General features: G+C 66.2%; 25 protein-coding genes. 17 read left to right on the forward strand and 8 right to left on the reverse strand.

Translation table 11 applies throughout. From position 1 onward, the window contains the following. Nucleotides 1-228 precede the first annotated feature (228 nt). The 4 genes from rplU (at nt 229) to PP1Y_RS08650 (ending at nt 2,444) form a co-directional block, all read left to right on the forward strand. The gene (gene rplU, locus PP1Y_RS08635) at nt 229-525 is read left to right on the forward strand and encodes a 50S ribosomal protein L21 (protein WP_007013058.1); all 297 of its coding nucleotides are present in this window, start codon (nt 229-231) and stop codon (nt 523-525) included. A gap of 26 nt (nt 526-551) precedes the next feature. Next, nucleotides 552-821 carry a 50S ribosomal protein L27 gene (rpmA, locus tag PP1Y_RS08640; protein ID WP_013831895.1) on the forward strand — a complete coding sequence of 90 codons (270 nt, stop codon included), beginning with the start codon at nt 552-554 and terminating at the stop codon, nt 819-821. Between the two features lie 258 nt (nt 822-1,079). Next, nucleotides 1,080-1,655 carry a GNAT family N-acetyltransferase gene (locus tag PP1Y_RS08645; RefSeq protein ID WP_013831897.1) on the forward strand — a complete coding sequence of 192 codons (576 nt, stop codon included), beginning with the start codon at nt 1,080-1,082 and terminating at the stop codon, nt 1,653-1,655. 237 nt (nt 1,656-1,892) lie between these two features. Next, nucleotides 1,893-2,444: a GNAT family N-acetyltransferase gene (locus tag PP1Y_RS08650; protein ID WP_013831898.1), complete on the forward strand. Its 552-nt coding sequence runs from the start codon at nt 1,893-1,895 to the stop codon at nt 2,442-2,444. Nucleotides 2,445-2,485: 41 nt separating this feature from the next. Here the strand turns inward: PP1Y_RS08650 and PP1Y_RS08655 are convergent, their stop codons facing one another. Continuing rightward, complete coding sequence (locus PP1Y_RS08655; RefSeq protein ID WP_013831899.1) at nt 2,486-3,232, reverse strand: folate-binding protein YgfZ; 747 nt, start codon at nt 3,230-3,232, stop codon at nt 2,486-2,488. Between the two features lie 51 nt (nt 3,233-3,283). Further along, the gene (locus PP1Y_RS08660; protein ID WP_013831900.1) at nt 3,284-4,189 is read right to left on the reverse strand and encodes a LysR family transcriptional regulator; all 906 of its coding nucleotides are present in this window, start codon (nt 4,187-4,189) and stop codon (nt 3,284-3,286) included. A 149-nt stretch (nt 4,190-4,338) separates the two neighbouring features. Between PP1Y_RS08660 and PP1Y_RS08665 the strand changes: the two genes are divergently transcribed. From PP1Y_RS08665 to PP1Y_RS08680, 4 genes are all read left to right on the forward strand, one after another. Next, a complete protein-coding gene (locus PP1Y_RS08665; protein WP_013831901.1) occupies nt 4,339-5,037 on the forward strand; it encodes a pirin family protein in 699 nt (232 codons plus the stop codon). A 43-nt stretch (nt 5,038-5,080) separates the two neighbouring features. Continuing rightward, entirely contained in the window at nt 5,081-5,659 is a 579-nt protein-coding gene (locus tag PP1Y_RS08670; RefSeq protein ID WP_013831902.1) for a nitroreductase family protein, read from the forward strand. 218 nt (nt 5,660-5,877) lie between these two features. Further along, entirely contained in the window at nt 5,878-6,558 is a 681-nt protein-coding gene (locus PP1Y_RS08675; RefSeq protein WP_041558699.1) for an HPP family protein, read from the forward strand. Between the two features lie 125 nt (nt 6,559-6,683). Continuing rightward, on the forward strand, nt 6,684-8,009 hold the full coding sequence (locus PP1Y_RS08680) for a dihydroorotase (RefSeq protein ID WP_007013067.1): 1,326 nt from the start codon (nt 6,684-6,686) through the stop codon (nt 8,007-8,009). A gap of 27 nt (nt 8,010-8,036) precedes the next feature. On the opposite strand, the gene rarD is transcribed toward PP1Y_RS08680, so the two are convergent. Beyond that, nucleotides 8,037-8,936: an EamA family transporter RarD gene (rarD, locus tag PP1Y_RS08685; protein ID WP_013831905.1), complete on the reverse strand. Its 900-nt coding sequence runs from the start codon at nt 8,934-8,936 to the stop codon at nt 8,037-8,039. A 209-nt stretch (nt 8,937-9,145) separates the two neighbouring features. Between rarD and PP1Y_RS08690 the strand changes: the two genes are divergently transcribed. Continuing rightward, complete coding sequence (locus PP1Y_RS08690; protein ID WP_007013069.1) at nt 9,146-9,583, forward strand: glycine zipper 2TM domain-containing protein; 438 nt, start codon at nt 9,146-9,148, stop codon at nt 9,581-9,583. 306 nt (nt 9,584-9,889) lie between these two features. After that, nucleotides 9,890-10,603 (forward strand): hypothetical protein, encoded by a 714-nt coding sequence (locus PP1Y_RS08695; protein WP_038575875.1) that lies wholly within the window; start codon nt 9,890-9,892, stop codon nt 10,601-10,603. A 24-nt stretch (nt 10,604-10,627) separates the two neighbouring features. Here the strand turns inward: PP1Y_RS08695 and PP1Y_RS08700 are convergent, their stop codons facing one another. Together PP1Y_RS08700 and PP1Y_RS08705 are read right to left on the reverse strand one after the other, a co-directional pair. Beyond that, nucleotides 10,628-12,097, reverse strand: coding sequence for a succinylglutamate-semialdehyde dehydrogenase (locus PP1Y_RS08700; RefSeq protein ID WP_007013071.1), 1,470 nt, complete (start codon nt 12,095-12,097; stop codon nt 10,628-10,630). A gap of 87 nt (nt 12,098-12,184) precedes the next feature. Then, on the reverse strand, nt 12,185-13,591 hold the full coding sequence (locus tag PP1Y_RS08705) for a protein adenylyltransferase SelO family protein (protein WP_013831908.1): 1,407 nt from the start codon (nt 13,589-13,591) through the stop codon (nt 12,185-12,187). Nucleotides 13,592-13,657: 66 nt separating this feature from the next. On the opposite strand from PP1Y_RS08705, the gene PP1Y_RS08710 reads away from it, so the two are divergent. From PP1Y_RS08710 to PP1Y_RS08730, 5 genes are all read left to right on the forward strand, one after another. Further along, nucleotides 13,658-14,530 (forward strand): alpha/beta fold hydrolase, encoded by an 873-nt coding sequence (locus tag PP1Y_RS08710; protein ID WP_013831909.1) that lies wholly within the window; start codon nt 13,658-13,660, stop codon nt 14,528-14,530. A 14-nt stretch (nt 14,531-14,544) separates the two neighbouring features. Next, nucleotides 14,545-15,690, forward strand: a complete 1,146-nt coding sequence (locus PP1Y_RS08715; RefSeq protein ID WP_013831910.1) for a glycosyltransferase family 4 protein — start codon at nt 14,545-14,547, stop codon at nt 15,688-15,690. Between the two features lie 122 nt (nt 15,691-15,812). Further along, nucleotides 15,813-16,637, forward strand: coding sequence for a tetratricopeptide repeat protein (locus PP1Y_RS08720; protein ID WP_013831911.1), 825 nt, complete (start codon nt 15,813-15,815; stop codon nt 16,635-16,637). Nucleotides 16,638-16,660: 23 nt separating this feature from the next. Next, on the forward strand, nt 16,661-18,022 hold the full coding sequence (locus PP1Y_RS08725) for a PQQ-binding-like beta-propeller repeat protein (RefSeq protein ID WP_013831912.1): 1,362 nt from the start codon (nt 16,661-16,663) through the stop codon (nt 18,020-18,022). Between the two features lie 82 nt (nt 18,023-18,104). Then, on the forward strand, nt 18,105-19,457 hold the full coding sequence (locus PP1Y_RS08730; RefSeq protein ID WP_013831913.1) for an isoprenylcysteine carboxylmethyltransferase family protein: 1,353 nt from the start codon (nt 18,105-18,107) through the stop codon (nt 19,455-19,457). 118 nt (nt 19,458-19,575) lie between these two features. Here PP1Y_RS08730 and PP1Y_RS08735 read toward each other — a convergent pair whose 3' ends face one another. After that, nucleotides 19,576-20,964: a glutamate--cysteine ligase gene (locus tag PP1Y_RS08735; protein WP_013831914.1), complete on the reverse strand. Its 1,389-nt coding sequence runs from the start codon at nt 20,962-20,964 to the stop codon at nt 19,576-19,578. A gap of 58 nt (nt 20,965-21,022) precedes the next feature. Further along, the gene (locus PP1Y_RS08740) at nt 21,023-21,781 is read right to left on the reverse strand and encodes a 16S rRNA (uracil(1498)-N(3))-methyltransferase (RefSeq protein WP_013831915.1); all 759 of its coding nucleotides are present in this window, start codon (nt 21,779-21,781) and stop codon (nt 21,023-21,025) included. Nucleotides 21,782-21,890: 109 nt separating this feature from the next. Between PP1Y_RS08740 and ubiA the strand changes: the two genes are divergently transcribed. Together ubiA and PP1Y_RS08750 are read left to right on the forward strand one after the other, a co-directional pair. Further along, nucleotides 21,891-22,841 (forward strand): 4-hydroxybenzoate octaprenyltransferase, encoded by a 951-nt coding sequence (gene ubiA, locus PP1Y_RS08745; protein ID WP_013831916.1) that lies wholly within the window; start codon nt 21,891-21,893, stop codon nt 22,839-22,841. Nucleotides 22,842-22,852: 11 nt separating this feature from the next. Further along, nucleotides 22,853-23,497, forward strand: a complete 645-nt coding sequence (locus PP1Y_RS08750) for an SOS response-associated peptidase (protein ID WP_013831917.1) — start codon at nt 22,853-22,855, stop codon at nt 23,495-23,497. A gap of 8 nt (nt 23,498-23,505) precedes the next feature. Here the strand turns inward: PP1Y_RS08750 and PP1Y_RS08755 are convergent, their stop codons facing one another. Beyond that, nucleotides 23,506-23,877 carry a VOC family protein gene (locus tag PP1Y_RS08755; RefSeq protein ID WP_013831918.1) on the reverse strand — a complete coding sequence of 124 codons (372 nt, stop codon included), beginning with the start codon at nt 23,875-23,877 and terminating at the stop codon, nt 23,506-23,508. Nucleotides 23,878-23,945: the final 68 nt, after the last annotated feature.

The raw sequence follows: 23,945 nt of genomic DNA on the forward strand, positions 1-23,945 counted from the left end.
GGGGGGAAACGCGAGGTCGTCGGCGCAGGGCAATTGCCTTCAATCGCCAGACTCTGGTTGACACGACTCAGGCCTTGGACTAACGGCACGCACTCTTTCCGGCCCCCGCATCAGGTGGGGTGTCCGGCGCGTCGCCCGCAAGGCTCCACGGTTCTTCCTGGACCAGAGCGGCCGGGGCAAGGTTGTTTCGGCTCGTTTTCGGGCAATTTGAGATTAGGTAAGGGCACCATGTTCGCAGTTGTGCGCACGGGCGGCAAGCAATACCGGGTTGCCGCCGGAGACAAGATCGCGGTCGAAAAGCTGGCTGGTGAAGCCGGTGAGACCATCACCCTGGGCGACGTTCTGCTCGCAGGCAAGGACGGCGAAGTTGCTGACGCCTCGAAGATCAAGGTTTCGGCCGAGATCATCGCTCAGGCCAAGAGCGAGAAGGTCATGGTGTTCAAGAAGCGCCGTCGTCACAACTACCGTCGCAAGAACGGCCACCGCCAGCAGATGACCCTGCTGCGCATCGTGTCGGTCGGCTGAGCCCAGACTTCGGAAGGAACTGAGCAATGGCACATAAGAAAGCAGGCGGCTCGTCGCGCAACGGTCGCGACTCAGCGGGTCGCCGCCTCGGCGTGAAGAAGTTCGGCGGTCAGGAAGTGATCGGCGGCAACATCATCGTGCGTCAGCGCGGCACCAAGGTGTACCCGGGCGTGAACGTGGGCATCGGCAAGGATCACACCCTGTTCGCCACTGCCGAAGGTCGCGTGCGCTTCCACGATGGCAAGCAAGGCCGCAAGTACGTCTCCGTAGACGTCATGGCTGAAGCCGCCGAATAATCGGATGGTCTTGCAAAGGGCCATCCTGACGGGATGGCCCCCGCTGGACTGCACAAGTCCGGCAGAATGAGGGAGAGGGCCCCGCCCGTCTCCCTCTTTTCGTATCTCCCTCTTCCGTTGCCCGTATCGAGCCGATGCGGATGCATTTGCCGCAATTATCCAATCCGCGGCAGCATCCACGTGCTTGAGGACCCGGGCGTAACGTCAATGTCACGTGCCTGCGCTATGTGGGCCCGGGACTGATGAGTGGAGACCGAAGTGTTCATTCGCAGCGATAGGCTGTTCCTGCGCCCGGCGTGGCCGGAGGACCTGCAGGAGCTGGAAACATTGATTGCGCACGACAGCGCCGCCTGCAATCTTGCGAGCGCGTGCTGGCCTTGCGCCCACGAAGATGCCCTGCGCTTCGTCGCGCACGAGCAGGCCCACGCGCTGCCGCAGTTCCTCATGACTGTGCCCGGTGCCGACGGCGCCCGTATCGTCGGCTGCATCGGCCTCGACCGGTGCGGCGACGAGGTTGAGCTGTGCTACTGGATCGCGCCGGACCACCGAGGTCGGGGCTATGCCCGCGAGGCCGTGAAGGCTGTCGTCGAACTGGCATGGTCGCTGGGACACGCACGAATCGTCGCCAATCACTTCGTCGACAGTCCGGCCTCGGGGCGGGTTCTGCATGATGCGGGTTTCCGGCGAACCGGACGCGTTGCCGAGCGTTACAGCGTCGCGCGCAAGCGGGTTTTCCCGGCGCGGGAATATGTCTTGACCCCTGCCGGATCGGGCGGCTTTGACGATGAAATGAATGGCTTGGCGGCAGGCGGCGACCAGAAGCGTGCGGCTTGAGCGTTGCTGCCCGACCGCATCCCGCGCCTCGGATGCGGTCGGGCAAGATTTTTGCTGAAATTCCGACCGGAATGTTGGATAAGGGGTTGCCCTGAGGAAGATCGCAATAATTTTTTAATGCGGCAGAGTCAGGGTTAAAAAGGGAGAGAGTTCGGCCTGAACCTGATTGGGCGCGTGTTTGCGTGCCGATCGGGAAAAGCTGGAATCGCGGAACAGATAATAACGGAGAACCGTGAAATGTTCGTCCGCACGGAGAGACTGTTTTTAAGACCCGGTTGGCCCGAGGACCTCGAGGATCTGCTCGAAGTCTTCGAGGACGACGACGTCCAGCCGGACGCATTCGTCGCGCCTTTGCCGCGTACGGCCGGAGAAGTGCGCGAGTTTCTCGAGCGCCCGCGCGATCCGCGCCTGCCTCATTTCGTCATGTACCTGCGTTCCGCCAGGGGTGCGGAGCTGGTGGGCGGGATCGGCTTTGCCCGCGAAGGTGACCGTATAGAGATGGGCTATTGGATCGTCCCGCGCTTCCGCGGCCGCGGCTATGCGGCCGAAGCCGTTCGCGCGGTTCTGAACCAGGCCCGCACGCTGGGCTACCGCAAGGTCTACGCGAATCACTTCGTGGACAGCAGTGCTCCGGCAAAGGCGCTCGAATCGGCCGGCTTCCACGATACCGGCCGGGTCCATTCGCGCTATAGCGCCGGGCTGGGCATGGAAACCACCGCGCGGATCTACGTCGCCGAACTAGAACGCCGCACGAGCCCGCGCATCGAACCGACCCTGGCCTCACTCTGAGGGACGGGGGACGCGGCGCCTGACAGTCGCCGGGCGAAGGGTCATGCCTCGAGCTTGAGCCAGCCCGGCAAGCGGGCGGCGGCAATGCTGTCCGTCCTTGCATGGTCCACGGCAAGGCCGAGGTCGGGATAGGCGATCCGCTGCCGCTTCTCGTCCGATTCGGCCAGCGGCAGCACGATCAGGCGGCGATTGACCTTCTGGCGCCAATTCATGCGCGCCGTGTTTTCCTGGCCGACGTAACAGCCCTTCGCGAAACTCACGCCGTGCAGCTCGGCGGCGTTGCATTCCAGCCAGAGCGTCGTTCCGTCTCCCAGTTCCGCCTGGCCTTCCGTCACCCCGAACCGCAGGCGGTGGGCGCGCCACGCTTCATCGGCGCTCTCCAGCTCATGCTCGTCGGTCGTGTCGATGGAGGAAATCCAGCGCTCGCCCAATGCCGCAAGGCGCGGGTCGGGCGCGGCGCCGTCGCCCACGTGGGGGCGCCAGTGTACGGCCAGCTTCTCGTCGCGCGCGATGTCGATGGCGCGGCGCAGCCGGTACATCGAAAGGCGTTTCGCCAGGGCATCGGCGAATTCAGCCTCGCAATCGATCAGCAGGTCCGTGCCCGAAGGCCAGACGATGAAATCGAACAGGACCTTGCCCTGCGGAGAGAGCAGGCCCGTCCACACCGGGAGCTTGCCCTTGATATCGGAAGTGACGAGGCCCTGGAGGAAATCGGCGACATCTTCGCCTGAATTTTCGCGGGGGGAGAGCCGCAGCACGGCGCGCTCGAATAGACGTGTCGCTGACATGCCCCCCTAGATGAGCATTTCTGCGAAGTCGGCAAGGGCGCGCCGGTATTTTTACACGCCGCGGGCAAGCCTTTCGCGGACCTCGTCGAGGACCCAGAGCGCGGCGGGACCGGGCGGACCGTCCTTGCGCCAGAGCGCGACGAGCGAATAGTCGAGAGGAGGACGCTCTGGCAGGTGCAGTTCGACGAGCGCGCCGCTTTCGAGGTCGGCCGCGATGGCATGGCGCGGCATCGAGCCCCAGCCGATCCCTTCCTTGAGCAGTACGTGCTTGGCGCCGAGATCGGCGAGTCGCCAGGTGCGGGGGCTGAACACGGAAAAGTCGCGCCCCGCGGTCAGCGGCGAGCGGTCGGTGAGGACGAGTTGCAGGTGCTTGCGCGATTCGCCCGGTGCGATCGCCTCGGCACGGGCCAGGGGATGGGAAGGCGCAGCAACCGGGACCATTTCCACCGAGCCGACCGTTTCGCGTTGCAGTTCCGGCAGGTCCTGTATGTCCGGCCCGGCGATGGCAAGCGTCGCCTTGCCATCGAGAATGAGGCTCGCGACCGCGCCCAGCGCCTCGACATGCAGGCGCAGGGCGACGCTGGGGAACATCACCTGGAAGGCAGCGAGCAGCGAGGCGAGGACGGGACCGGGGACCATGACGTCGACCGCCAGCGAAAGCTCTGCTTCCAGTCCCTGTCGTAGGCTGCGCACTTTGGCGAGGAGGGCATCGACGTCGTCGGAAATGGCGATTGCCTCGGTCAAGAGCGCCTTGCCTGCCTCGGTCAGCTGCGGCTTGCGCGATCCCTCACGATCGAACAGCGACACGTCGAGCTGGCTTTCGAGCTGTGAGATGGCGTAGCTGACCACCGAAATCGCCCGGCCCAGCTTCTTTGCGGCACGGTTGAAGCTGCCTTCGTCGACCACGGCAAGGAAGCAGCGCAAGTGATCGAGACTGGGAGGGGCTATGTCGGGCATGGAACCTCTTCTATTCGACTTTGTCGAACATTTCAGTCGATTTTATCACAATTATCCGAGATGCCTGCAAGGCCTATCTGATGTGCGAACACTGGCCGAACCTGTAATTGCAGCGGCCTCCAACGCCTTTAGAGAAAGGAGTGCAAGCCATGATTGAACTCCGTCCCTTCGACACGATCGGGGCCGCCAACCACGGCTGGCTCGATGCGCATCATCACTTCTCCTTCGCCGACTATCACGATCCGGCGCGGACCAACTGGGGCCGCCTCAGGGTCTGGAACGACGATACCATCGCTCCCCGGTCCGGCTTTCCGCCGCATCCGCACCGCGACATGGAAATCGTCACTTATGTCCGCACCGGAGCGATCACCCACCAGGACAGCCTCGGAAACAAGGGCCGCACCGGCGCCGGCGATGTCCAGGTGATGAGCGCGGGTTCGGGCATCGTCCATTCCGAGTTCAATCTCGAGGACGAGGATACAACCGTATTCCAGATCTGGATACTGCCCGACGAGCGCGGCGGAGAACCGGGCTGGGGCGCACGTCCCTTTCCCAGGGACGACCGCGCCGGCTGCTTTGTCACGCTTGCCAGCGGCATCGCCGGCGACGACGACGCGCTGCCGATCCGCGCCGATGCCCGCGTGCTGGGCGCGTCGGTCAAGGCGGGCGACACCGTGACTTACGCGACGTCCGCAGGCCGCCATGCCTATCTCGTGCCCGCTACCGGCCGCATCCGAATCGGCGAGGTCGAGGCGAATGCCCGCGACGGGGTTGCCGTGACCGGACTCGACACCATTACCGTAACTGCACTCGAGGATGCCGAACTGGTCCTCGTCGATGCAGCCTGAAGCCTCCCACTCTCCCAACAACTTCCATTTGAAGGATCAAGACATGACCGGACGCATTGCCCATCCGAAGATCGAAAAGCTCATTGTCGAGCGCTGGTCCCCCCGCGCGTTCGATGGCAGCGAGATGCCGCAGGAAGACCTCGAGGTAATCCTCGAAGCCGCCGGCTGGGCCCCCTCGGCCTACAACGTTCAGCCCTGGACCTTCCTCTATGCCCGCAAGGGCGACGCCAACTGGGACCTGCTGCTCTCGCAGCTCGTCGAATTCAACCAGGGCTGGGCGAAGGACGCCTCGGCGCTCGTCTTCATCGTTTCCGACAAGTACATGCGCTCGGACAAGGGCAACTCCGACAACCACAGCCACAGCTTCGACGCAGGCGCTGCCTGGGCCCTGGCCGCCATCCAGGCACAGGCCATGGGCTACCACACCCATGGCATGACCGGCATCAAGTTCGGCGAGGCTGAAGCCGCGCTGGGCATCCCCGAAGATCACCGCCTCGAAGCCGCCTTCGTCATCGGCCGCCAGGGGCCGAAGGAAGCACTGCCCGAATTCCTGCAGGAGCGCGAAGTCGCGGTCGGCCGCAAGCCGGTATCCGAGATCGCCCGCGCCGGCAAGTTCGCCTGATCCTCAGGCGCTGACCCTACCCCTCAGAGGCGTTCCGACCCTTCCCCTCCCCCACATCGGAACGCTTCGACCGACCCGGTCTGCCTCGCGGCAGGCCGGGTCTTTTTCGTGGGATGGCGACGGACGGCGGCGTCTTGACGAAGGGTCAAAGTCTCGGCTGGGCATACCAAAGAAGATCTCGCTGGCCTCCTTTGGGCCCAGCGGGCACAGGGCGCGCCATGCTTGACTGGATCCGAAACCTTGCAGCCCCTGTACCGCAGGCGGCGGTCGGTCACCTCGGCTGGCTGCGCGGCGCGCTCGGCGCGGCGCTGGCGATTGCGCTGGCTGCCGGGCTGACCGCCATGCTGCTGGGTGTCAGCGCACTTCCCCTGCCGCTGCCGCTGCTCGTCGCGCCGCTAGGGGCGTCGGCAGTGCTTGTCTTCTGCGTTCCGGCCAGCCCGCTGGCACAGCCGTGGCCGGTGATCGGCGGCGACCTGGTTTCCGCTGCGGTAGGACTGGCCGTTGGTCATGCGGTCGGCGTACCATGGCTGGCCGCGAGCATCGCCCTGGGCATCGCGATCGCGCTGATGTCGCTGCTGCGCTGCCTGCATCCGCCGGGCGGTGCCTGCGCACTTCTTTATGCGCTGGGCGCGGCAGGCGCAGAGCATTGGCAATGGGCCTGGATCGGCTCCATCGCCGCCAATGTCGCGGCGCTGGCGGCGACCGGATGGCTCTACAACAACATGACCGGGCATCCCTGGCCGCACGTTCCGGTGCGCGTTCCGCCGCCGCTTGCGCCCGCCTATACCCGCGACGACATCGAAACGGTGCTGGCCGACTGGAACGAGGTGCTCGACGTCGACATCGACGATCTCGATGCGTTCTGCCAGGCGCTCCTGCGCAAGGGGCGGGGCGGCTAGGCGTCAATCGCCTGCTCATCCTTGCGCACGTGGCCCGGGACGCCTAGTTCCCGGCTGTGGGCCGAACCGGTGCTTGCGCCGGAATCGACCCGAGCCCGTCCATGTCACCAGTAAAGAGGCCCCCCATGACCGCCAGCGCACCCGAACTCGTCCTTTCAGGCGGCACGGTCCACACGCCCAACGGCTCCGGCGTCGCCGACGTCGCGGTGCGCGACGGCAAGATCGTCGGCGTGGGCAGCTATCCCGATGCCGAGCGGCGGATCGACTGCACCGGGCTCGATGTGCTGCCCGGCGTGATCGACAGCCAGGTCCACTTCCGCGAGCCGGGCCTCGAACACAAGGAAGACCTCGAGAGCGGCAGCCGCGCCGCGGTGATGGGCGGCATTACCGCCGTCTTCGAGATGCCCAACACCTCGCCCAACACCGACAGCGTGATGCGCGTGCACGACAAGCTCGATCGCGCCCGTCACCGCATGTACTGCGACCACGCCTTCTACGTCGGCGCAACGGCGGAAAATGCCGAGGAACTGGGCGAGCTGGAGCGCATACCGGGCACGGCCGGCGTCAAGATCTTCATGGGCGCCTCGACCGGCAGCCTGCTCGTCGCCGAGGATGAGCAGCTTGCGCGCGTACTGGCCCATGGCCGCCGCCGCGTCGCCATCCATGCCGAGGACGAGGAGCGCATGAACGCACGCAAGCACTTGCGCGTCGAGGGCGATCCCTCCAGCCACCCGGTGTGGCGCGACGACGAGAGCGCGATGCTGGCGACGAAGCGCATCCTGCGCCTGGCGCGCGAAGCGAAGCGTCCGATTCACATCCTGCACGTCACCACCCCGGCCGAACTGGAGCTGATCGCCCAGCACCGCGATGTGGCGACCTGCGAAGTGACGCCGCAGCACCTCACGCTGGCGGCCGAGGACGCCTACCCGCGCCTGGGCTCCTATGCCCAGATGAACCCGCCGATCCGCTCTTCCGAACATGTTGCGGGCCTGTGGCACTGGTTGCGCCAGGGCGTGCCCGACGTCATCGGTTCGGATCACGCGCCGCACACCAAGGAAGAAAAGGCGAAGACCTATCCGAACAGCCCTTCGGGGATGCCCGGCGTCCAGACCCTGCTGCCGCTGATGCTGGACCATGTCGCCAAGGGCAACATGACGCTGGAGCGCCTGATCGACATGACTTCCAGCGGGGTGCAGCGGGTCTTCGGGCTCGTCGGCAAGGGCCGTATCGCCACCGGCTATGACGCCGACTTCACCGTGGTCGACCGCAAGGGCACTTTCACGATCAGCGAGGACTGGGTGGAAAGCCGCTGCGGCTGGTCGCCCTTCACCGGGATGGAACTGCAGGGCCGCGTCGTCGGCACGATCATCCGCGGCCATTCGGCAATGTGGGAAGGCCAGCTTGCCAATGCCGCCCGCGGCGAAGCGCTGCGCTTCGCCGGCGCGCTCTGACCGATCGGTGAAAGCGCGCGGCGGCGGTCAGGCCGGCGCGCGCTTCGACAGCAGGTCCCAGCAGAACGCCGCGATGGCGGCCCAGATCAGCACGAAGCAGGCCATCTGCACGGGCTTGAGCGGTTCGTGGAAAACGAACAGGCCGATCAGGAACAGGCCGGTCGGCGTCACGAACTGGATGAAGCCGAGCGTCGAGAAATCCAGCCGCCGCGCCGCCGAGGCGAACAGCAGCAGCGGTGTGCCGGTCAGGATTCCCGCCAGTGGCAGCAGCAGGTTGAGCTTGAGCGACGTGCCCATGGCCAGCCCCTCGGGCGTCAACGCCTGCCATGCCAACAGGCCGAGCGCGGGCGGCAGCAGCACCAGCGTCTCGATGGTCAGGCCGGGCAGGGCGTCCACCGGGGCCAGCTTGCGGGTCAGGCCATAGCCGCAGAAGCTCATGGCCAGCACGAGGCTGATCCACAAGGTATCCAGCGCCCCCAGCGAGAGGATGGCGACGCCGCAGGTAGCCAGGATCACCGCCACCCACTGCAGGCGTGACAGCTTCTCGCGCAGGAACAGCGTTCCGGCCAGCACGTTGAGCAGCGGGTTGATATAGTATCCAAGGCTGGCGGCGAGCACATGGCCGTGGAGTACGGATATGACGTAAACCAGCCAGTTGGTCCCGATCAGCAGCCCGCTCACGGTCAGCGCGCCGAGGATCCGGGGTTGCCTCAGTGCATCGCGAAGCTGCTTGCCCTGGCGCAGCAGCACCGTCACCACCACGCAGAAGGGCAGGGTGAACAGCAGGCGCCAGGCGACCACCTCGAAGGGGGACACCGCCTTGAGCAGCGCGAAGTACAGCGGGAAGAGGCACCAGATGCCATAAGCGGCGAACGCCTGAGGCAAGCCGCCGGTACGGGGCGCGGGCGGAACGGTGGAAACGGTCATCGCGGGGGAACTCGGTTGGGGGGCAGCGCTGCATAAATGCCGGAAATGCGCGCAGCAAGCGGTTCGTCGCGGCCAGGACCTCGGCTCGTCGATATTACCAAATCTGACAGCCGCGTTGCAGCCCGTTCAGGTTCAATGCTCTAAAGATGAATGCGTACCGCGGATCGCGCCTCCCAACACGGCCCCTCCGCCATCGCAGGAGAAACGACATGAACGCATTCATCAAGGCAACCGCCCTCGCTGCCGCGACCGCCAGCCTCGCCACCGCTGTCCCGGCCATGGCCGCGCCAAGCTATGCGCCGAGTTCGGCCTCGGACTTCCGCGCGCCCGGTGAGCAGACTTACGAGCACAGCCGCCGCTACTCGCGCGAAGATTATCGTCGCGGCTACCGCGGCGACTACCGCAGCTATCGCAACTACGGCGAGCCGGTCTATCGCAACACCCGCGTGTGGCGCGGCGACAATGGCCGCTACTACTGCCGCAAGCAGAACGGCACCACCGGCCTGCTGATCGGCGGCGCGGCAGGCGCGCTGCTCGGCCGGGAAGTCGACGGCGGTTACGACCGCACCGCCGGTACCCTGATCGGCGGCGTCGTGGGCGCCCTGATCGGCCGCGAAGTCGACCGTGGCGGCAACCGCTGCCGCTGATAGCGCCGTCCCCTACCGATTGAGACACCCCGCGCGGACGGCGACGCGCGGGGGAACCGTCCGGTCTTGTGCTTCACGTTCTGCCGGGCGGGAGGGCGCCTGCGGCTTGTCCGCGGGCGCCCTCGAAGTTTGCGTCCTAAACACTTGGCCAGCGACCCTTCCCGGAATGGGACGCCGCCGCGATTGGCGGGTCCCAAGCCTCGTTTTTCCTTCCTTTTCACCGTATTGAACGGCCAAAGACGGCGACTTGGCGCGATGCCCGGGCGCTGGCATCCTGTCCGCTTGCGGCAAGGAAGGAACAAGAAGATGAAGAACTCCGCCCGTTTCATGGTGTTGGGCCTTGCAGGTTCGCTGCTGCTTGCCGGTTGCAATTCGGACAAGAAGCAGCCCGAGGGCGCCGAAACCGATCCGGCCATGAGCGGCGCGCTGGGCGACCAGATCATGGTCGATCCGGAGATGACCGGGCAGGATGGCGCGGCGCTGGGCGCGAACGGCGGCCAGATCACGCTTCCGCCTGCAGAACGCTCGCCCGAAGCGATCGCGGCAGCCAAGGCCGATGCGGCGGACGTCGCCGGCGGCAAGCTGACCGACATTCCGCAGCCGACCAAGGGCAGCGCCGCAGCGCTCACCGAAACCGCGGCAACCGCGGCTCAAGTGGCCGCCGCTGCCAGGACCGCGCACACCGATTGCGCGGCCAAGGTGCAGTATTCGAACACCTGGGCGGCCCGCCTCCCGGCCGAGATCCCGGTCTATCCGCGCGGAGCGGTGCAGGAAGCGGCCGGCACCGACAGCGACGGCTGCGCCTTGCGCGTGGTCAACTACGCGACGCCGGTATCGCCCGAGGATGTGGTGAGCTTCTACTACACGATGGCCAACAAGGCCGGCTACGGCGCGCAATACCGTCTCGACGGCGACGATCACGTCGTCGGCGGGCGCAAGGGCGGCAAGGCCTATGTCGTCTATGCCCGCAAGTTGGGCTCGGGCGTGACCGAAGTGGATCTCGTTACCAGCGGGAAGTAAGCGCCAGGGGCGAGGGCTCCGCCTTTACTTCAGTCCGACGCCGATCATCGCACGCGGTTGTTCCATTTCGCCCGAGGCGACCGGATAGGCGCAGTAGTCGGCCGCGTAGTAGCCGCTCGGGCGATGGTTGCCGGACAGGCCGATGCCGCCCATCGGCGCGGCGTGGGACGGGCCCGTGGTCGGGCGGTTCCAGTTGACGATACCGGCGCGCACGTTGGCCCAGAAGCGGTTGTATTCCTGCGGCGTGCCGCCCACCAACGATGCGGCAAGGCCGAAGCGGGTCCTGTTCGCCTCGGCAATCGCGCCGTCGAAATCGCTCACCTTGATGACCTGGAGGATCGGGCCGAACAGCTCGACGTCGGGGCGGTCGGCCATCGCCGTCGTGTCGATGATCGCCGGGCTCAGGAACGGCAGGGTTTCGTCCGGGCGCACGAGGTGCTTGATCGCCCGTCCGCCGTTGCTCAGCAGGTAGAGGAAACTTTCGGTCAGGCCGTCGGCGGCGGCATTGTCGATCACCGGGCCCATGAAGGGGGCCGGATCGTCGAACGGTGCACCGACGATCAGGCGGTCGGCGAGGGCCTTCACTTCGGCCATCAGCGCATCGTAGATCGTATCGCGCACGATAAGGCGCCGCGCCGCGGTGCAGCGCTGTCCGGCGGTGGCGAAGGCGGATTGCACGACGATCGCGGCGGCGTCGGTCAGCTTGGGCGTATCCCAGACCACGATCGGGTTGTTGCCGCCCATTTCCAGCGCCACGACCTTGTCGGGCCGGGTGGCGAGCCTGCGGTTGATGGCAAGGCCGGTGTTGGCCGAGCCGGTGAACAGGATGCCGTCGACCCCTTCATGCGCAACGAAGGCCTGGCCTTCTTCCGGGCCGCCCACGGCAAGCTGCACGACCGAAGAGGACATGCCGGCGCGGTGGAAGCAGCGGATCAGGATCTCGCCCGAGGCCGGGGCCTTCTCGCTCGGCTTGAAGATGACGACGTTGCCCGCGATCAGCGCCGGGACGATGTGGGCGCCCGGCAGGTGGGCCGGGTAGTTGTAGGGGCCGAGCACGACAAGCACGCCATGCGGCTTGTGGCGTACCGCCATCGTGCCCTGCAACGCACTGTCCAGTTTGCGCTGCGAAGTGCGTTCGGCATAAGAGCGGATCGAGACTTCGACCTTGTTGATCACGCTCTCGACTTCGGCGTTGGCTTCCCACAGGGGCTTGCCGACTTCGCGGGCGATGGTGCGCGCCAGCGTATCGGCTTCCTTGCGGACCTCGTTGGCGAAGCGGCGGACCAGTTCCATGCGGTTGGCCAGCGGCTGCGCGGCCCAGCCGGGCCATGCCTGCCGGGCGCGGGTCACGACTTCGTCGATCTCGCAGGGCTTGCCGCGCCAGATTTCGGCCCCGGTAGCCGGCTCGAAGGAGATGATGTCCGCCTTGCTCACGTCGGTACCCGGTCTCCGCTCACTTGAAAGTGCAGCTTCTTGTGTCGCTTGCGCGGTCATTACGGCAATAGATCCGTTATCCAAGATAAATCGAAGTTCCGCTGCACCTTACACTCGCTTTCCTACCGGGGTGCTAACGAGGGGTTGTTAATCATCGTGTCCGGCGGGAATCGGAGGCGTGCCGAGCTGGCGGCCCAACTCCCGGATTTCCTCTATTCTGGCGTGAAGCGGGCCCCAGTCGTCGTCCCTGTCGATGTGCAACCAGATCCGCTCGACTTCGTCGATCAGTGTGCTGGGCGGCGTCCCGCGGGCCCAGAACGGATCGTCGGTGCCCGCAGCCGGCGTATATCCCGAGAGGATCCGGCCGAAGTCGCTGTCGTCCGCGGCGCGGCCGCCGCGATGGTCGTAGAACAGCTGTTCGGGCGGCAGGCCGGTTTCGACCATGCGGTTCTCGGCGGCCTGGATCAGCCGGGTATCCGCTTCCAGCCCTTGCGGCTCGACGCCCAGACGCCAGGCGAAACGGCGGGCCATCGCTTCCTGGTAGAGCGGCGCGAAGCGATTGAGCGCGGCAACCAGCGGTTCGGTTTCCGCCAGCATCCGCAGCGCCACGGCCAGCTGGCCGCAGTTCCACAGCACCGCCTCGGGCTGGCGGCCGAAGGCGTAGAGCCCGCCCTGGTCGAAGTAGGCGGCGGTAAAGCGCGGGTTCCACTGCGGCAGCCAGCGCCAAGGGCCGTAGTCGAAGCTCTCGCCCGAAATGTTCATGTTGTCGGTGTTGAGCACGCCGTGGACGAAGCCTGCGACCATCCATGCAGCGGCGGTGTCGGCCAGCCGTTCGACCACCTGGTGCATCAGGATAACCGCGGGCTCGTCGCGCCCGGGCGCATCTTCGGGCGGAGTGCTGCCGGGGTATGTCTCGAGGCAATAGGCGACCAGCGCTTCCATGTGCTCGCGCTCCTCGAAGGCGAGCAGGCGCTGGAAGGTGCCGATGCGGATATGGCCGTGGCTGAGGCGTAGCAGCACGGCCGAGCGGGTGGGCGAGGGCTCGTCGCCGCGCCACAGCGATTCGCCGGTCTCGATCACCGAGAAGGTCTTGGAGGTATAGACGCCCAGCGCCTCGAGCATTTCGGTGGCAAGGATCTCGCGCATCGCTCCTTTCAGCGTCAGGCGTCCATCGCCGTCGCGGCTGTACGGGGTCTGGCCCGAGCCCTTGGTGCCGAGGTCGAGCAGTCGCCCCTCGCCGTCGCGCATCTGGGCGAATAGGAATCCGCGTCCGTCACCGATGTCGGGGTTGTAATGGCGAAACTGGTGGCCGTGATAGCGCAGCGCCAGCGGCCGGGGGAGGTTGTCGGCCAGCGGCGCGAAGCGTCCGAAATGTTCGATCCACTGTGCATCGTCGAGATCGGCAAGGCCGATGGCGGCGGCCCAGCGGTCGTTGCGGAAGCGCAGCTCGTGCCGCGGGAAGGAGGCGGCGTCCACTTCGTCGCCCAGCCATGAGGATATCTTACCGATCCGGGGCTCGGGTTTATAGGCACTTGCTTGCGGTTCTGTCTGCATCAGGCGATAGTGGGCGCATGACGCGCGTCGTTCAAGGCGCGCAGGCTTGGAGGACCCCACTAAGGCATGTCGGATTACGAGGATCGGTTCTGGACGAGCCGCGACGGGGTCAAGTTGCATTTTCGGGATTACGCGGGGCCGGATGCACCGGAAGGTCCATCGCGGCTGCCGGTCGTGTGCCTGCCCGGCCTGACCCGCAATGCGCGCGATTTCGAGTTGCTGGCGCCGCACATGGCGCGCTCCCGGCGTGTGCTGTGCCCGGACATGCGCGGGCGCGGCGATAGCGAATATGCAAAGGATTCGGCCAGCTACAATCCGGTCCAGTACGGCGAGGACCTGCTCGTGCTGCTGAAACAGGAAGGTATCGACCGGTTCGTGGCCGTGGGCACATCGCTGGGTGGCATGATGACCATGGGCCTTGCGCTCATGATCCCGGATCGCATCGCCGGTGCCGTTCTGAACGACATCGGACCGGTGCTGGAGCCCGAAGGACTGCGGCGCATTCTCGATTATGTCGGGCAGGGGCGCAATTTCGCCACCTGGGTCCATGCCGCCCGCGCGATCGAGGGTACGCAGGGCGATGCCCATCCGGGCCAGCCGCTCGATTTCTGGATCGGGCGGGCCAAGCGGCTGATGGCGCTGGGCAGCAACGGACGCATCGTCTTCGACTACGACATGAAGATCGCCGAACCGCTCGCCGGACTCGACGTCGACAACCAGCCGGAGCTGTGGCCCGCCTGGGAAGCGCTGGCGGGAAGACCGCTGCTGGTCGTGCGCGGCGCCCTGTCGGACCTGTTCAGCGCGCGGACGCTGAAGGAAATGCTGGTGCGGGTGCCCGAAGCGGAGGCGGTCACGCTCTCAGATGTCGGCCATGCGCCGACGCTGGACGAACCCGAAGCGGTGGCCGCGATCGATCGCCTGCTCGACAGGGCCGACTGAGGGCGCGGGGGGACATGCAGGATTCGCGGCCCTTGCGGGTGCTTCATCTCCATTCGAGCTTTTCCGCCGGCGGCAAGGAACTGCGCGCGGCGCGCCTGATGAACGCCTTCGGGCCGAAGGTCCTGCACACGGTCGTCTCGGCCCAGCCGGGTGCCTATGGCGCGGCCATTGCCGTCGATCCCTCGCTTTCGGTGACTTATCCGGAAGACTTCCCCAGTCTTCAGGGCAGGCCCCTGCCGCGTCGGCTCCTGGGCATTGCCCGGGCGCTCAGGGATCACGACCTCGTCCTGACCTACAACTGGGGGGCGATGGACGCGGTGCTGGCCCATGCCCTGTTCAGGCGATCTCTCGGCCTGCCGCCGCTGGTCCACCACGAGGACGGCTTCAACGAGGACGAGGCGAATCGGCTCAAGCCCGCGCGCAACTGGTTCCGCCGGGTGGCCCTGACCGGGGCTTCGGCGGTGATCGTGCCTTCGCAGCGGCTGGAGGCGATCGCGCTGGACGCGTGGAAGCAGCCGCGCGGCAAGGTCAGGCTGATCGTCAACGGCATCAACTGCGCGGCCTATGTCGACAAGCCGCGTCCGGACATCCTGCCGGGCCTCGTCAAGCAGCCCGGCGAGAAATGGGTCGGCACGCTGGCCGGGCTGCGCCCGGTCAAGAACCTGCCCCGTCTGGTGCGCGCCTTTGCGCAGATGCCGCAGGACTGGCGGCTGGTCATCCTCGGCGAAGGGCCCGAGCGCGGTGCCATCGCCGCGCAGGCCGAGGCGAGCGGCGTGGGGAATCGGGTGCATCTGCCCGGCTTCGTCGCCGATCCCTCGCACGCGGTGGGGCTGTTCGATCTCTTCGCGCTGTCCTCCGATAGCGAGCAGTTCCCGATATCTGTCGTCGAGGCGATGGCGGCGGGCCTTGCGGTGGCTTCGCCGGCGGTGGGAGATGTCGCATCCATGGTTTCCGAGGAAAACCGGGGACATATCACCAGGCCCGGCGACGAGGCGGAACTGGCCAGGGCGCTGGTCGAACTGGCCTGCGACGCGCAGTTGCGGACCCGCATCGGCATTGCCAACCGCGCCCATGCCAATGCACATTATGACGAAAATACAATGATTTCCCTGTATCGCACGGTCTATGGACAGGCGGTGGGCCGGATGTCCGCGATCTAGGTCCCGCGCTCATTCAGCGGTGCTTCACCACGGGACGTGCAGCGATCATCCCCGTTGAAAAGCCCCAGCCATTCGCTAAACAGCCCGCAACCATCCTGATTTCCGCAGAAAGCGCCCGAAAATTGGCTCTGCCTCCTTCTCAAAACACTCCGTCCAACGACAAGGCCGAACAGCGACTCGCCGCGCAGCAGGATGTATTCCTGCGCGAGGTTGACGATGCCGTGCGCCAGGATCAGCTCGAAAGCTTCTTTGCCCGCTATGGCAAGCCGCTGATTGCGCTGATCGTCATCGCTCTCGCGGCCTTCGGTGGTTACCTCTACTGGGATCACAAGCAGACCCAGCAGCGTGAAGGGAACGCCGAGGCCTTCGTGCAGGCGCTGGACAGCCTGAAGGCGGGCAAGCTCGACGATGCCGATGCCAAGCTCAAGACGCTTGCCGGAGAAGGTTCCGACGGCAGCGCCTCCGCAGCCAAGCTGATGCTGGCGGGGATCGCCCTCGATCAGGGCAAGAAGGACGACGCGCTCAAGCTCTACGCCGAAGTCGCCAGGGACGAAAAGGCGCCGCAGCCGATGCGCGACCTCGCCACGATCCGCGAAGTCGGCGCGAACTTCGATGCGATGAAGCCGCAGGACGTGGTCGATCGCCTCAAGCCCTATGCCGCCCCGGGCAACCCGTGGTTCGGCGTGGCTGGCGAACTTGTCGGGATGGCCTACCTGAAGATGGACAAGAAGGACCAGGCCGGTCCGCTGTTCGGTGCGATCGCCAAGGACGAGGGCGTCAGCGCAGCGCTGCGCAGCCGCGCCCGCCAACTGGCGGCGGTGCTGGGCGTCGACGCGCTGGACGAGGTTGTTGATGACAAGGGAGAGCCCATCGGCAAGGACGGCGCAAAGACCGCCGCGGATGCCGGGGCGAATGACGAGGATGCCGCCCAGGGGGCCGGCGAATGACCCATTTTCTTGAGGATCTGCGCATGAAGGCAACTGCCCCGAATATCCGACGGTCCAACGCCCGCAAGGTCGTGCCGATGATGGCCCTGGCCCTGGTCATGGGCCTTTCGGGCTGCAAGTTGTTCGGAAGCAAGGAAGGCCCGAAGACCCCGACCGTCGGCGAACGCGTGCCGATCCTCTCGCGGATCGAGAGCGGTGCAAAGGTCGACCCGACGCTTGGCGCTGTCTCGGTGATCCTGCCCCCCGAAACGGTGAATGCCGAATGGGCGCAGGCCGGCGGCACGGCCAGCAAGGCTTACGGCCACCTTTCGCTTTCGGCGACGCCTTCGCGCGTGTGGACCGCCAATGTCGAAGGGTCTTCCCAGCGCCAGCGTCTCGCGGCCTCGCCGGTGATCGGCGACGGACGCCTCTATGTGATGGACACCAGGGGCGTCGTCCACGCCTTCGACGCGCAGAGCGGCGCGCAAGTCTGGACCAAGAGCTTCGCCGTCTCGGGCGACGGCTCCAAGGCGATCTTCGGCGGCGGCGTCAGCTATGACAGCGGCAAGGTCTACATCACCACGGGCCTTGGCGAAGTGGCCGCACTCACCGCGGCTACCGGCGAGCAGCTGTGGACCAAGAAGCCCGCAGGCCCGCTGCGCGGTTCGCCTACCGTCGGCTTCAACTCGGTCTACGTGATGACCCAGGACAACCAGATCATCGCGCTCAATGCGGCCGATGGCGAACTGGCGTGGAACGAATCCGGCTCGCTTTCGCAGGCCGGCGTCTTCGGCGTCGCTGCTCCTGCTGCAGGCCAGGGTACCGTCATCGCCGGTTACTCCTCGGGCGAACTGGTCGCCTATCGCTACGAGAACGGCCGCCAGCTCTGGTCGGACGCGCTTGCACGCACCTCGATCTCGACCGAAGTGGGCAGCCTGACCGACGTAGATGCCGATCCGATCATCGATCGCGGCAGCGTCTACGCGCTGGGTGAGGGCGGACGCATGGCCGCCTACGAACTGGTGACCGGCCAGCGCATCTGGGAACTCAACCTGGCGGGTATCTCGACCCCGGCCGTGGCTGGCGACTGGATCTTCACGCTGGACGATCACGCGGAAATCCTCGCCATCCAGCGCAATACCGGCAAGGTGAAGTGGCTCACCGACCTGAAGCGCTACCGCAAGGCGAAGAAGAAGAAGGGACCGATCTTCTGGGTCGGCCCGGTTCTGGCCGGCAACAAGCTGTGGGTCGCAAATTCCGAAGGTGAAGTCGGCTCGGTCGATCCCGCCAGCGGAGAGTGGACGCCCTTCACCAAGCTGGGCGATGCGGTCTCGCTGGCTCCGGTCGTGGCCAACCAGACGCTCTACATCCTCGACGATTCCGGCCGCATCACCGCCTATCGCTGATGCGGCACGCGGGCGCCCCGGCCGGCATTCGCTGCGAATGCCGTTTCGGACGCCTTAACCATTTGCCTTTAGGCAAGCGGGCATGAGCAATGCCCCCACGTTCACCGCCCGCCGGCCGGTCAGCGATGTTTCGGCAGGTGTCGGCCTCGCCGGGCTGGCCGCGCTGATCGCCTGGCTGCTGGTCTGCCGCAACTGGGCGGGCATCGCCGATGCCTTCGAACTGGGCGGCCCCCGCGAACCGCTCAGCGGGCCTTACGCGGCAGTCCTGACGCTGTTCGTCACTGGCCTGACGATGACCTTGTGGTCGGTGCTGGTCGACAAGGTCCATCTGCGCCCCAGCACCGGGATGGACTGGCGCAGTCCCCGCCCGCTGGCGCAATCGCTCGACGTCTCGATTACCAAGCTGGCCGGGCTCTGGGCGACCTGGGCGGCGATCGGCATGTTCTACTGCATCGGCCGCTGGTACTGGGACGGGCAGTACCTTTTCGCGATGGAAGTGATCGGCACGGCGGCGGTGCCGCTTTTCGCGCTATCGGTTCCCTACGTGCTCTGGCTCGACCGCTACATGATCGAACCGCGCGACCATTCCTGGCACTTCGGCGCCATGCTGATCGGGCGCGAGGCATGGTCGGCTGAGGAAGTCAGGAAGCATGGCCGCGCGTGGGCGATCAAGGCCTTCTTCGGGGCCTTCATGATCTCGATCCTGCCCGGCGGCTTTGCCCGCATCGTCGAGGCTGATTTCGGCGCCATCGCCCACGATCCGGTGGCGCTCGGCACCATGCTGATCGAAGGGCTGTTCCTTGTCGACGTGCAGATCGGCACGGTCGGCTATCTGTTCACCTTCCGCCCGCTCGATGCGCATATCCGCAGCGGCAATCCGCTGCTGGCCGGCTGGGTCGCCGCGCTGATCTGCTATCCGCCGTTCGTGTGGGGCACGATGGGCCGGGCCGACGTGCTGGGCTATGAGGTCAATACCGGCGGCTGGGCCTACTGGCTGCAGGGCCACGACCTGCTGCTGTGGTGCTGGGCCGCGCTGCTGGTGAGCCTCACCGCAATCTATGCCTGGGCGACCTTTGCCTTCGGCCTGCGCTTTTCCAACCTGACCTATCGCGGGGTTCTGACGGGCGGGCCTTACCGCTTCACGCGCCATCCTGCCTACCTGTCGAAGAACCTGTTCTGGTGGTGCTCGACCCTGCCGTTTCTCGTCACCAGCCATGCGATGAGCGACGTGGTGCGCAACACCGTGCTGCTCGGCGTGGTCAGCGCGATCTACTTCTGGCGCGCCAGGACCGAGGAAGCGCACTTGCTGGCCGAGGATGCCAAGTACCGCGAATACCACGCCTGGATGGCCCGGAACGCGCCGATCACGCGCAGCCTTGGCTGGCTTCTCGGCAAGCTGCGCCCGCGTCGGCCGGTGCTGCAGGCAGCGGAGTAAGCGGGCGGGCCAGGTTCGGCTCGCCAGCTTTTGTCATTCCGGGCTTGATCCGGGACCCCCGCCCGCGCGGAGATGACTACGGGAATTATCGGATGAGAGAAACGAGGCGAGCTCCCATTCAGAAGCTCTTCTGCTTGTAGACCTCGCACAGGTTGCCGCCCCATTCGCCGTGGAAGCGTTCGAGCAGGCGCTGGGCCGGAACCTTGCCCGAAGACACGATCTCGGCAAGCGGTTCGAGATAGCCGGTCTCGTTGTCGCCCCCGGCATTAAGCTTGCCGCGCGCGGCAAGGCCGGACCGGGCGATGTCGAGCACTTCGCCGGCAATGTCGCGCAAGGTGCCGCCAGTCCCTTTCGCCGATTGGGGAAGCGGAGCGTCGAGGCCGAGCCTGGGGACGGAGCTGCGCAGCACTTCGCGCCCTTCCATGTCCCAGTCCTTCACCAGGTCCCAGGCCGCGTCGAGCGCGGTCTGGTCGTAGAGCAGGCCGACCCACAGGGCGGGCAGGGCGCAGATGCGGTTCCACGGTCCGCCGTCGGCGCCGCGCATCTCCAGGAAGGACTTCAGGCGCACTTCGGGAAAGGCGGTGGACAGGTGATCCTGCCAGTCGCTCATGCGCGGCAGTTCGCCGGGAAGCGCGGGCAGCTCGCCCTTGAGGAAGTCGCGGAAAGACTGGCCCGCGGCGTCGATGTACTTGCCGTCGCGGAACACGAAATACATCGGCACGTCGAGCATGTAGTCGACGTAGCGCTGGTAGCCGAAGCCCTGCTCGAACACGAAGGGCAGCATGCCCGTGCGCGCCGGGTCGGTGTCCGACCAGATGTGGCTGCGGTAGGAAAGATAGCCGTTGGGCTTGCCTTCGGTGAAAGGCGAATTGGCGAAGAGCGCGGTCGCCAGCGGCTGCAACGCCAGCGAGGTGCGGAACTTCTGCACCATGTCCGCTTCGCTGGAATAGTCGAGATTGACCTGGATGGTGCAGGTGCGCAGCATCATGTCGAGCCCCATCGAGCCCACGCGCGGCATGTGCCGCAGCATGATGTCATAGCGGCCCTTGGGCATGATCGGCAGTTCTTCGCGGGTCTTGTCCGGCCACATGCCGAGCCCGAGGAAACCCTTGCCGATGCGGTCGCCGATGGTCTTGACCTGCGCCAGGTGCCGGCCGGTTTCGGCGCAGGTTTCATGCAGGCTTTCCAGCGGCGCGCCGGACAGTTCGAGCTGCCCCGCCGGCTCAAGGCTGACAGTGCCGTCGCTGCCCTTCATGGCAATGACGTTGCCGCCTTCGACGATCGGCTCCCAGCCGAATTCGGTCAGCGCCATGAGCAGGTCACGGATGCCGCCGGGTTCGTCATAAGACGGCGCGTGAAGGTCGGTCTTGTCGTAGACGAACTTCTCGTGCTCGGTCCCGATCCGCCACGCGGCGCGCGGCTTTTCGCCCGCAGCCATCGGCTCGGCGAGTTGGTCCAGGCTCTCGATCAGCGGATCGGCGCGATCCGATATCTCGCGGGTGCTCATGCGCCGGGAAGTAGTGGCGGCAAGGCACGGACGCCAGCACTATTTGCTACGGTGATAGTCAATTTCCGGCAGGCAACCAATCTCCTGCCACGGCCATCCAGAGCGCGGTGGCGGCGATGCTGGCGGTCTCGCCGCGCAGGATGCGCGGGCCCAGTGTGATCGGGCGCGCCTGCGGCAGGGCGCGGATGAGCGCACGTTCCCCTTCGTCGAAGCCGCCTTCGGGTCCGACCAGCAGGGCGGCTGGGCCCCGGTGCGCGGCGAATTGCGCGGCGGCGGGTTCGCCGCCCAGCTCGTCGGCGAAGAACAGCGCGCGATCTTCGGGCCAGTCGCGCAGCAGCGCCTCGAGCTTGAGCGGTTCGGCCAGTTCGGGCAGCGCGGTGCGGGCGCATTGCTCGGCCGCCTCGGTCACCATGGTGCGCGCCCGCTCGGGGTTGAGCTTGTCCGCCACGCAGCGGCGCGTCACCACCGGCTGGATGCACCGCACGCCCAGTTCGGTCGCCTTCTCCAGCACGAGGTCGAAGTTCGGCTTCTTGAGTAGTGCGGCGCACAGCGTGAAGTTGGGCACCTGCTCGCGCGGGCGCAGCCTTTCGCGCGCCTCGAGAACAACGTCACGCTTGCCCGCCGAAACGACGGCGCAGGCCCATTCGCCCGTCTCGTCATCGCACAGGATCACCGCGTCTCCTGCCGAGACGCGCATGACCTTGGACAGGTAATGCGCCTGCGCGCCCTCGATCGCGACATGCGCGGCCAGCGCGATCGGACCGGGGACGAACAGGCGCGGCGCGGAGCGCGGCGGCCAGGCAGGGGTTGCAACCATGCTTTCTCTTACTGTGCTGGGCTTACTTCGCAATCGTGCGCAGGAGCGTAAGCCACTGCTCCGTGCCCTGGCCAGGCATGCCGACATGTGTGCCGGCTTGCGATCGGCCATGACAGACGGGCTACAATCGACTACGTACCTTCGCGTGACCGAACCCGCATTTGTGCCCGATACGCAAAGCCGCAGCCTCGTGTCGATGCTGCCGCCGTCCTTGCGCGACTATGCCATGCTGGCGCGTTTCGACCGGCCCATCGGCTGGTGGCTGCTGTTCTGGCCCTGCGCCTGGGGCGTGATGCTGGCGGGCGGCGAATCGCGCTGGGGTCTCGTGCTGTGGATGCTCGTCGGCTCGATGGCGATGCGCGGCGCGGGCTGCGTGTGGAACGACATCGTCGATGCCGATCTGGACCGCAGGGTTGCGCGCACGGCCAGCCGCCCGGTCGCGAGCGGGCGGGTCAGCCGGCAGGCCGCGACGATCTGGCTCTTCACGCTCTGCGCGGCAGGTCTGGTGGTGCTGTTCCAGCTGCGCTGGCAGGCGCAGGTCATGGCCCTGAGCAGCCTGGCCCTGGTTGCCGCCTATCCCTTCATGAAGCGCATCACCTGGTGGCCACAGGTCTGGCTCGGCCTCGTTTTCACCTGGGGTTCGCTGGTCGGCTGGATGGAGATCCGCAGCGACCATATCGACGTCCTCGTCGCGCTTTACGGCGGCTGCATCTTCTGGTGCATCGGCTATGACACGATCTACGCCCTGCAGGACCGCGAGGACGACGTCCTTGTCGGTATCCGCTCCGCAGCGCTGCGCCTGGGCCGTCACGTGCGCGCCGGTGTCGCCGCGTTCTATGCGCTTGCGGTGGTATTCTGGGCGCTGGCCTTCTGGACCCTGCGCGGCGACTGGGTTGCGCTCGTCGCATTGGCCCCGGTGGCTGCCCATCTCGGCTTCCAGGTCGTGACCCTCGATACCGATGACGGCGACAATGCGCTTGCTTGCTTCCGCTCCAACCGCGATGCCGGCCTCGTCATGGCACTGGCCTGCTGGGTGGTGGGCAACGCCGGCGTGATCTAGGACGGGTTGCCATGTGCAACCTCTACCGGATGACCAAGGGTGTAGAAGAAGTCGCCAGGCTCTTCGAAGTCCTGCCCGAACGCGGCGCCAATTTCGCCGAGGAAGTCTATCCCGGCTATCCCGGCCTCGTCGTTGCCGAGGGCAGGGCACAGGCGATGACATGGGGCTTTCCGCTCGTGCTCAAGGGCAAGCAAGGGCAGCCGCTCAAGCCCAAGCCCGTCACCAATGCCCGCGACGACAAGCTCTCCACCGCGTTCTGGCGCGACAGCTTCGAAAAGCGCCGCTGCCTCGTGCCCGTCACCGCCTGGGCCGAGGCCGAGGGCAGCAAGGGACGGATGACCCGCACCTGGTATGGCGTGGAAGGGGAAGAGACTTTCGCCGTCGCCGGGCTCTGGCGGCCGACCGGCGAATGGGGGCAGGCCTATACCATGGTGATGGTCGATTCCTGCCCGCAGATGGTCGATGTGCACGATCGCATGCCGGTTCTCCTGCCCCGCGATGCGTGGGGGCAATGGATCAGCGGCACACCGGAGGAGGCGTTTCGCCTGTGTCGCACGCCCGACCTTCCCCTGACGGTGGACCGGACGGGCGAATTGTGGAGCGGCGGCGGGCAGCCGGCTCGGGGCGGTGGCAATACCACGCCCCGGCTCTTGTGATCAGCGGCTCATTCATAACTCACCAGTTCGAATTCGATGCCGTCCCAGTCCAGGAAATAGAACCGGCGGCCCGGTTCGTAGTCGGCATGGTTGAAGGGGACGAGACCGGCATCGGCCACGATCTTCTCGGCAGCGTCGAGGTCGTCGACGACGATCCCCAGGTGATTGAGCGGCGCCCCCTTGGCGAAGCGGTCATGTTCCTTGCCGTCGGTATAGACGGCGATGTAGCCGAACTCCTCGCCGACATGGATCGTCTCGCCGCCGTTAAGGGCCGGACCGCGCCAGCGTTCTTCCCAGCCGAGCAGGTCCTGCAGCAGCCTGGACGAGCGCTCGATGTCGCTCACGGTGATGTTGGCGTGTTCCAGTCTTCCCTTGGGCATGTGCATTTCTCCTTGGATTTCAGCGATCCGCCCCGGCGGCGAATCACTCGGCTTGCCCAAGGTGCAAC

The sequence above is a fragment of the Novosphingobium sp. PP1Y genome (genome assembly GCF_000253255.1).
Lineage (GTDB): Bacteria > Pseudomonadota > Alphaproteobacteria > Sphingomonadales > Sphingomonadaceae > Novosphingobium.